We start from the raw sequence: 8,486 nt of genomic DNA, 5'->3' as shown, positions 1-8,486 counted from the left end.
GAAAGGCTTTACATCAGCCAGTTTCGGACATGATGGGTCGATTGACTCAGCTCATGTCCGTTTTTCTTGGCGTCCCGCTACCGGATACAGAACTTCCCACTGTCCAGTACCTAGAATGTTTAGAATAACGCCCTCATTCTCAAGTTCGCCAAGGTCGCGGAAAATAATGAGAGCCTGCTCACAAACTCGAATTGCTTCTTGAAACTGACTACTGTTCAACAGCACGATTCCTTGGTCTAAAAGCGATTCTGCTTCCGCTTTACGCGCTTCAGTATTTTCCTCTTGGGCTATAGCTGAGGACAAAAGATACTGTGATTCTTCAGACAATACTGGCATCTGACTAGCAGTCATCATAGCTACTGTCGCCGCAACTAAACCCAGAAGCTTCTTGGAGTAACTCATAGGGGCAAGGCTCAATCTTGGAGTGACATTAGCATATATGCCTGCCCCCCTCAGACTTATGCACCTTCGGGCAAAATTAACCTGCTGGCCAATAGCCTCTACGGTTCTATGAGTAGAGGCTGCTTTTCAGATAGGCCCCTCAACCGCCAATTCATGAGGAGGGGCAATCACCCACTACCGCAGCGCCCTAGCCCGTTCCACCGCTGCCGCCGCATTCACCAGCCCCCGACCAAAATAATACTGCTCAGGCGAAATTGGCTGCGGGAAGCTAAAAATACCCGAAGGCCGTAGCACCTGGTTATCCAACGCCGTACCCAGACCCACCTCCGCCTGGAGGCGATACTGGTTGGCCTCCGCCTGGGTCAGCCCTAGCCCCCTGTAGCTGGCGGTAGAGGCCAAAATCTCCGTCACCTGGTCGCGGCTGAGGTTGCCGTTGGCGGCTAGCATCAGGGCCACGGTGCCCGAGGTAGCCGGGGCCGAAAACGACGTGCCCTGCACCTGTACAAACTGCCCCAGCCCATCTAAACCCACACCCCAGGGGGTGGTGGGCGGCTCCATGCCGCGCCAAAAGGCGGGTACTCCGGTGCCGCCCGTGGTCAAAATGCCAAACAGGCCCACCTGGCTGATGTCGCCCCCAGGGGCCACCACATCCAGCCCACCGCCGTAGCTGCTGTAGAAGGTGCGTCGCCCTTCCATCGTGGTGGCCCCCACCGAAATCACCCCCGGTATCGCCGCCGGAAAACCGACGCCATCCAGACTGGCGTTACCCGCCGAGGCGACGATCACTAGGTTAGGGTGGGCATCGAGCACCGCCAGGATTTGGTCGGTGAGTTCACGATCGGGCAGCAGCCCCCCCAGGCTGAGGTTGATCACATCGGCCCCACGATCGGCGGCATAGCCCACTGCTTCAACCAGGGCCGCCATGGTAATTTCGCCGCCCAGGCCAAACACCCGCACCGGCAAGATCTGCGCCTCAGGGGCCACACCCACAACGCCGCGCTCCGCCGCTGGGCTAGCAGCAATTACCCCACTCGACCAGGTGCCGTGGAACTCGGCCATGATGTCGCCGCGAATCCAGTCGCGAATTAGGCTGGCCACCTGGCGCTGGGAGAATGCAGGCCGCGCGGTTTTAATGTCCTGGGCTAGGCTGGGGTATTGCGCCAAAAGTTCGGCATCGCTCAGCAAAAACGTGTTTTGCAGGTCAGGGCGCACCAGGTCGAGTTCGGCGGTGCTGATGCGGGTATCCGGGTCGCCCATGGCGCAGTGATCGCCCTCGCAGGTCTGGGTCTGGTTAGAAAAATCCCAGCCGTGAACTTCGCCGGGTAGGCGGTTGGGCTGGGTATCGGGCACGGTGTAGAGACTGTTGGCCAGGTCGGGATGATCCCACTGGATCAGGCTGTCGATGACGGCGACCACCACCCCTTCGCCCTGGGTGCCCTGCTGCCAGGCCTGCACCGCCTGAATGTCGGTGCGGGGCTGGTGGGGGCCACGAAAGGCGGCACTATCCAGATGCCAGTGCAGGGGAAACAAATCGGTGGCCACAGGCCAATTCCTGGGGCCAGTCAGGCGGGCCAGCAGGCTATCGAGGTCGGTGGAGGGGGCGGTGGGGGAGCGGTCGAGGGATTGGGGTACGGCGTGGTAGGGCACCGTTTGCACAAAATTGGGCGTGGCCGACTGAATACCCACCACGCCATTGAGCTGGTTGGCAAGACTCAACACCCGCAGCCCATCGCCCTCGCGGGCGCTGACCAAGTAGCGGTTTTGGGTAAATTGTAGGGGCCGAATCACCTCTAGCCCGTAGCGGCTGAGGGTAAGCTGCACCTGGCTTTGGGGTGTATCGGGCTCAAAGCTGACGATGATTTGGTTGGGCAGCACGATGGTGTCATCGCCCCCCGCTCGGCTGAGCACCGGCAGGGTGGCTTCGACGTAGGGCTGCTGGAGGCGGTCTTGCACCGCAGCCGCCAGTTCGGCGTCGAGGCTGGGCAGTTCGATCACCGCGTAGCGACTGCCCAGGGGGCGCAGGGTAACGTCTAGGGCTGGGTTGCTGTCTCCCCCTCGACTGCCGCTGCGGCCAGATAAGGCCCGCTCTAGCTGTTGATAGGCCGAAACCCCGCCCCGTGCCCCGCTGACCGGAGGGGTCAGCAAAACCGCAATCCGGTCTTGGCGCAGGGTGAGGGGAATGCGCTGACCGTAGAAGGTGTAGTAAATATCGCTGCGGTTGGTCTGGGCTTGGGCGGTGGCAGGAGCCAAAAACTGACCCATGGAAGGGTGGGGCAGGGGCAGAGCTCCGAGCACGAAGCCACCCAAGAGCAGACTGGAGAAAAGTTTGCGCATGAAGGTTTGCCTTTACAACAGGTCTGTTGTTACCTATGTCTGGCGGTGGCCAGCTTATTCACTCCAGGGGTCGCCATTCGCCAGAAAAGATAAACGAGGCCCAGTAGTAGGGGTGTTGGTAGGTGGGATTGGCCATAAATTCAAGCTGCACCTGGCGTAGAGACTCGCTGCGGCCCTTGCCGTTTTGCAAGCGCTGATAGTAGCGCTGCATCAGTTCGGCGGTGCCCAGGTCGTCCACTTTCCACAGGCTCATGAGCTGGCTCTCGGCCCCGGCCATCACAAAGGCCCGCCGCAAGCCATAGACCCCTTCGCCATTGGCCACCTGGCCTACCCCGGTTTCGCAGGCGCTCATCACCACTAGGCGGGTGCCGCGCAGGTTCAGCCCGGTGGCCTCTAGGGCGGTGAGGACGCCGTCTTCCCCGGCACTGGTGCGGCTGTTGAACCCCGCTAGGGCCAGCCCAGAGCGCAGCAGCGGATTTTCGTTGTTGACGGGGCGGGTGGGAGGCGCAACCAGGCCCGTGGGTTCTAGAAATCCGGTGGCCCGGTCGCCACGGGTGGACGGGGGCGACACAAAGTCCACATCTTCGAGAAAAAATCCGTGGGTGGCGATGTGCAGAATGCTGGGGGCCTGTACCTGCTTGAGGGCGTTTTCGGTGGCGGTGGCTTCGGTGAGGATGATGGCGTTGTTGGGCAATAGGGGGGCGATGGCATCGACTTCTTGCTGGGTGCCGGGTAGGGGGCCAAAGCGCAGGTTGGTGATGTCGGTGGAGCGGTGGGTGGATCTCTCGGCTGAGCCTGGATTGGCCCTCACCCCCGGCCCCTCTCCCATGGGGAGAGGGGAGTTGGAGATAGAAGCGGTGTCGTAGTTGGGGTTGGCGAAGAGGACGGGGGGCTGTTGGCTGGGAGCTTTATTTTGCAGGCGCAGTAGGTCGCGTCCAGTGGTGAGGTGGGTGAGGGTGTAGGTTTCGACTAGGTAGCGGTTTTGCTCATCGACTAGGGCGGCGAAGGGGATGAGGTTGAGTTGGCTGTCGGGGGAGAGCAGCAGGTGGGTAGCCTCGCCCAGGAGGGGGCGGATGGGGGCCATGACTAGCTCATCCAGGGCGCGGGCGGTGGTGCGGGCACGGTTGCCGGAGTTTGGGTTGCGGGTGGCGGCGAGGAAGGCGCGGGCGGCGGTGTCGATGGGTTCGGCATCACCGAGATCGACCCATTTTGGGTCGCCGGAGTTGTGCAAAATATAGGCGGCGTAGCGCGGTTGGCCCCAGCGTTCGGCTTGGCTGGCGGCGGGGTTAAGGGGTCGATACTGCAACAGTTCCACCAATGCGGCATCGGCGGGTATGAGCGCTTGCACGGCCTCAATTTCCACAGGTTCGGTTTCGACTCGGAATTCGGCGCTGCGGCGGGATAGCTCATTTTCTAGGCGATTGGCTTCCTGGCGCAATTCGTCGATGCGGGCGCGGTACACTTCTGGGTCTTGGTCGCCTAGGCCGCCGTAGAGCTGAGCGGCGAGCTGGGTTTGCGCAGCGGTGTACTCGTCTAGCAGGGGGGCCAAGTCGGGACTGAGGTTTTGGCGCAGGAGTTGCTGGGTGTCGGTAACAGCATCGAGGACGCGGCCTTTGCGGCGCAGTACGGTGGTAAGGGCAAGGCGGGCAGCAGTAGGGTTGGTGGCGGCGTTTTGCAGATGGAGGGAAAGGGCTAAATCGGTGGTGCCGGAAATCGTGGCGATGTAGGCGCGTTTGCGATCGTCAGAACCGATAGCCAGGTTGAGGCTGAGGTTGCTTTCTTCTACCGATAGTCCTTGGTGCAACCAAGTTAAGGCTGGGGCAATCTCTCCTTGTTTTTGGGACAGCAAGGCCAGGTTAATAAGGCTGGTGGCGACAGATGGATGGCTCTCGCCCAACTGTTCGCGACGAATCAACAGCGCCTCCCGGTGGAGAGGTTCGGCCTCACCGTAGAGACCTTGATCTTGGTACACCAAAGCCAAGTTGTTGAGGCTGGTAGCGATATCAGGGTGGCTTTCGCCCAACTGTTCTTGACTAATCGCTAATGCTTGTCGGTGGAGAGGTTCGGCCTCCTCGTAGCGCCCTTGTACCCGATATAGATCTGCCAGGTTGTTGAGACTAGTGGCGATAGATGGATGGTTTGCACCCAATTGCTCTCGGCGAATCGCCAGAGAATCTTGGTAAAAGAGTTCAGCTTCCTCGTAGCGCCTTTGCACCTGATACAGGCTGGCTAGGTTGTTGAGGCTGATGGCGACATTAGGGTGGTTTTCGCCCAATTGCTCTCGGTGCATCGCCAAGGCCTGTTGCATGAGGGTTTCGGCCTCCCCATAGCGCCCTTGTTTTTGATACAACCCAGCCAAGTTGAGAAGACTGGTCGCGACATCAGGATGAATTTCGCCCAATTGCTCTCGGCGAATCGCCAAGGCTTGCTGAAAGAGGGTTTCGGCCTCTCCATAGCGCCCTTGTTCTTGATAAATCACAGCCAAGCTGTTGAGGCTGGCGGCGACATCAGGGTGGCTTCTACCCAACTGCCTTTGACTAATCGCCAGGGCTTGTTGAGCAAAGGTTTCGGCCTCCCCATAGCGCCCCTGTTGCCAATAAAGCCCAGCCAGATTGAGGATGCTGATGATGACAGCAGGATGGCTTGCGCCAAGCTGCTCTTGGCGAATTGCTAGGGCTTGTTGATGCAGCGGTTCGGCCTCCTCATAGCGTCCTTGTGCCCGATATAGCTCTGCCAAGTTGTTGATGCTGGTGGCGACAGAGGGATGGTTTTCGCCCAACTGCTCTCGATAAATCACCAAGGCCTGTTGCAAGAGGGTTTCGGCCTCATGCAACAGGCCTTGCGCCTGATACAACCCAGCTAAGTTGAGGAGACTGGTGGCGACAGAGAGGTGGCTTTCGCCCAATTGCTCTCGGCGAATCGCCAAGGCCTGTTGCAAGAGGGTTTCGGCCTCCCCATAGCGCCCTTGTTCTTGGTGAAGTACAGCTAGGTTGTTGAGACTTTGAGCAACATCAGGGTGACTATCGCCAAATTGCTCACGAAGAATCATTAATGCCTCTCGTAAAAAGGGTTCAGCCTCCCTGTAACGCCCTTGACTTCGATACAGCCCAGCCAGGTTGTTGAGACTTTGAGCAACATCAGGATGACTGTCACTCAACTGCTCTCGACGAATTGCTAAGGCTTGTTGAAAGAGGGTCTCGGCTTCCTTATAGCGTCCTTGACTTCGATAAAGCTCAGCCAAGTTGTTGAGACTTTGAGCAACATCAGGGTGACTATCACCCAACTGCTCTCGACGAATTGCTAGAGACTCTTGCAAGAGGGGTTCAGCCTCTCCATAGCGCCCATCGCGATACAGTTCAGCGCTTTGAGCATTAAGACGCGTTGCTTCGGCAAGTTGCTCTACTCGTTCTAAGTCTGCCATCGTTCCTGGCTTCACGGTCAACCTATAACGGCCCGTCTCACCGGGATTAACCGATAACGCACCAACCTGGTAAATACCTGTTTTGGACAAGCTCAACACGAGGCGGGCGTTGGTGCCTTCGCCGCCATTATTATCTGCTGCAATGGGTTCATCATCGGGGCCAATCAGAGCCAGCAGCGCGTCAAATTCATCACTGATCAGATCGATAACTACAATTTGACCTGCCATACCTTCAAACATATGGCCATTCAAAAAACGGCCATCCGCAACAGCGCCGTTTTCATCCAGCACTCCCGTAATGGTCAACGGCTCAAACTCTGGAACCGACTGGGCCACCCTCATCGCTTCCCCCTGGTTCAGGGGCTGCGACCAAGCCCTAGGGCTTTGACCCACCAGCAACGCCGTCAACAGCGCTAGGCTCACCAGGCGGGGCGGCTTGCCGTTTTGAAGGTTCCAAACCAAACTTCGGATGGGCTGGGGCAGGGCTTTCATCGCAACCTCTTGGGGGGTAGGTGTCGGTAAAAGGGGCATTCCCTCTTTTATAGTCCTGGCCGAGCCGAACTTATTCAGTCTGGCCCAGGCAATCTTTAGGATTTGGCACACCGACTATGATAGAAACAAGTGCTACAACGGCCTTGCCATGACCACGCCCCCAGAACTCAGTGACCTTCAAACGGAGATGCTAGAGCGCTTTCAGGCTGAGGTGCTAGAACGCTTTGACCGCCTAGAGCAAAGACTCGACAGCGACATTCAGCGCATCGACGCCAGAACCCAGCAATGGGAAGAGTGGTTTTTGCAGCTCTCCAGGGATAATCTGGCCATCTCTCGTACCGTCATCATCGCAGCGGCAACGGTGGTGATCTTCGGTAGCCTGCTCGACAAGGCCGATATTTTGGTCGAAGGTGCGGCTCGTTTGCTGGGCAAGTAAACGATCATAATATTCTGTCAGCTTAAAGTGCTGGGTTACAGGCATCCATCGCTGGCATCGCTCTCGGCTATGCCGCATCCGACTCAATCGGTTTTACCGTCAGGGTCAAACCCACTGACTTCAAAACCGCAATCAGGTTAATCAGCGTTGGGTTGCCCTGCTCCGACAACATCTTGTACAAGCTCTGGCGATTGAGGTCTGTAATCTCGGCCAAAATGCCAACCCCACCGTGGGCATCGGTCACATAGCGCAGTGCCATCAAAAACTCTGCCATATTGCCCCCTTCAATGGCCGCTGAGAGATAGTCCGCCGCCACCTCAACATCGCGCAGCTCGTCCACCAAAATATCGTCATAACTCTCAGTCGGCATGGTTGGTATACTCCTGCCAATAATCGTGGGCATTCTGAATATCCTGCGGCTGAGAGGCTTTGTCGCCACCGCAAAGTAAAATCACGACCTCAGCCCCATCTAGCCCAAAGTAAACCCGAAACCCCGGCCCAAAGCTGAGCCTTAATTCGTACACCCCCGCCCCCACACTACGACAATCGCCAAAATTACCTAGCCGCAGTCGATCAATCCGCTGCAAGATTCTGGCCTTAAATCGGTTGTCCTTCAGACTCTTAATCCAAGTCTTGAAAGGGGTTTTGCCGTCGGGTGTCACGTAGGATTTGACTAACCTGGGCTTGCTTTCCATAGATAAATTGTCGCATAAAAGCGACTTAGCAGGTCAGAGATTCATGATTGGCCGCGCTGACCGTGCTACGACTACCCACTACTTTCCCAAAGCCAGGGCTTCCAGGTGGTGCTTGATGGCCAAATCCCAGTGGCCACAGGTGCGGCAGAGTTTTGCCACCAGTCGCCGTACCTTGGCCTCAAACCAGCCGCCCTCAAACACAGCTTCCAAAAATTGCCCAACATCCAGCGCCCCTTCGTAGCAGGCGATGGCATACCAGTATTGCGACTGGGCTTGGTAAACCTGGCCGAGGTCAACCAGGGCCAGAGCTTCGCCCACCTCGTCTTTCAGTTCGTGGCGGATGGCGAGTACTTGTTCGAGTTGGCGAACGGCGGCGGGATAGTGCCCCTCCCAAAAGTTGACCTGACCCAGGAGGTGCAGGGCCGCTGCCTGGTGAGCTTTGACCTCCATGGGAGGGAGGGTATGGCTGGCTTTCGCAAAACTGTGTACCGCCAGATCGGCCCAGCGGCGGGCGGCGGGATAGGCCCTAAAGTAGCGAAGCTGCGATTTGGGGCAATTTAGTTCATTTATAGCAGCCCGCAGGCAGGTTAGGACAATACGCGGAAGGCATTGTCGAGGGCATCCCACAAGGTGTCAAACTGGTGCAAGGTCTTTCGCACGTAGTGCTTGATCCGTGCCCAAAACTTCTCAATTTTGTTCAAGTCAG

Annotated in this window: 7 protein-coding genes; 1 reads left to right on the top strand and 6 read right to left on the bottom strand. The window is 57.9% G+C overall.

What is annotated here, in order from left to right; translation table 11 throughout:
• Positions 1-51: 51 nt before the first annotated feature.
• The 3 genes from H6G62_RS24940 to H6G62_RS24930 all read right to left on the bottom strand — a co-directional run bounded on the left by H6G62_RS24940 (position 52) and on the right by H6G62_RS24930 (position 6,649).
• Positions 52-402 carry a hypothetical protein gene (locus H6G62_RS24940; RefSeq protein WP_190500255.1) on the bottom strand — a complete coding sequence of 117 codons (351 nt, stop codon included), beginning with the start codon at positions 400-402 and terminating at the stop codon, positions 52-54.
• A 174-nt stretch (positions 403-576) separates the two neighbouring features.
• Positions 577-2,736: a S8 family serine peptidase gene (locus H6G62_RS24935; protein ID WP_190500253.1), complete on the bottom strand. Its 2,160-nt coding sequence runs from the start codon at positions 2,734-2,736 to the stop codon at positions 577-579.
• A gap of 58 nt (positions 2,737-2,794) precedes the next feature.
• Entirely contained in the window at positions 2,795-6,649 is a 3,855-nt protein-coding gene (locus tag H6G62_RS24930; protein WP_190500251.1) for a tetratricopeptide repeat protein, read from the bottom strand.
• Positions 6,650-6,797: 148 nt separating this feature from the next.
• On the opposite strand from H6G62_RS24930, the gene H6G62_RS24925 reads away from it, so the two are divergent.
• A complete protein-coding gene (locus tag H6G62_RS24925) occupies positions 6,798-7,085 on the top strand; it encodes a hypothetical protein (protein ID WP_190500249.1) in 288 nt (95 codons plus the stop codon).
• A 67-nt stretch (positions 7,086-7,152) separates the two neighbouring features.
• Here H6G62_RS24925 and H6G62_RS24920 read toward each other — a convergent pair whose 3' ends face one another.
• From H6G62_RS24920 to H6G62_RS24910, 3 genes are all read right to left on the bottom strand, one after another.
• A complete protein-coding gene (locus tag H6G62_RS24920) occupies positions 7,153-7,455 on the bottom strand; it encodes a transcriptional regulator (protein WP_190500247.1) in 303 nt (100 codons plus the stop codon).
• The gene (locus H6G62_RS24915) at positions 7,445-7,780 is read right to left on the bottom strand and encodes a type II toxin-antitoxin system RelE/ParE family toxin (RefSeq protein WP_190500245.1); all 336 of its coding nucleotides are present in this window, start codon (positions 7,778-7,780) and stop codon (positions 7,445-7,447) included. Before H6G62_RS24915 ends, H6G62_RS24920 begins: the two co-directional genes overlap by 11 nt.
• Positions 7,781-7,858: 78 nt before the next feature.
• Positions 7,859-8,230: a tetratricopeptide repeat protein gene (locus H6G62_RS24910; RefSeq protein WP_190500243.1), complete on the bottom strand. Its 372-nt coding sequence runs from the start codon at positions 8,228-8,230 to the stop codon at positions 7,859-7,861.
• Between the last annotated feature and the right edge of the window lie 256 nt (positions 8,231-8,486).

Source organism: Phormidium sp. FACHB-1136 (assembly GCF_014697375.1).
Classification (GTDB): Bacteria; Cyanobacteriota; Cyanobacteriia; order Phormidesmidales; family Phormidesmidaceae; genus Nodosilinea.
This window is presented reverse-complemented; position numbering and strand designations above follow the sequence as displayed.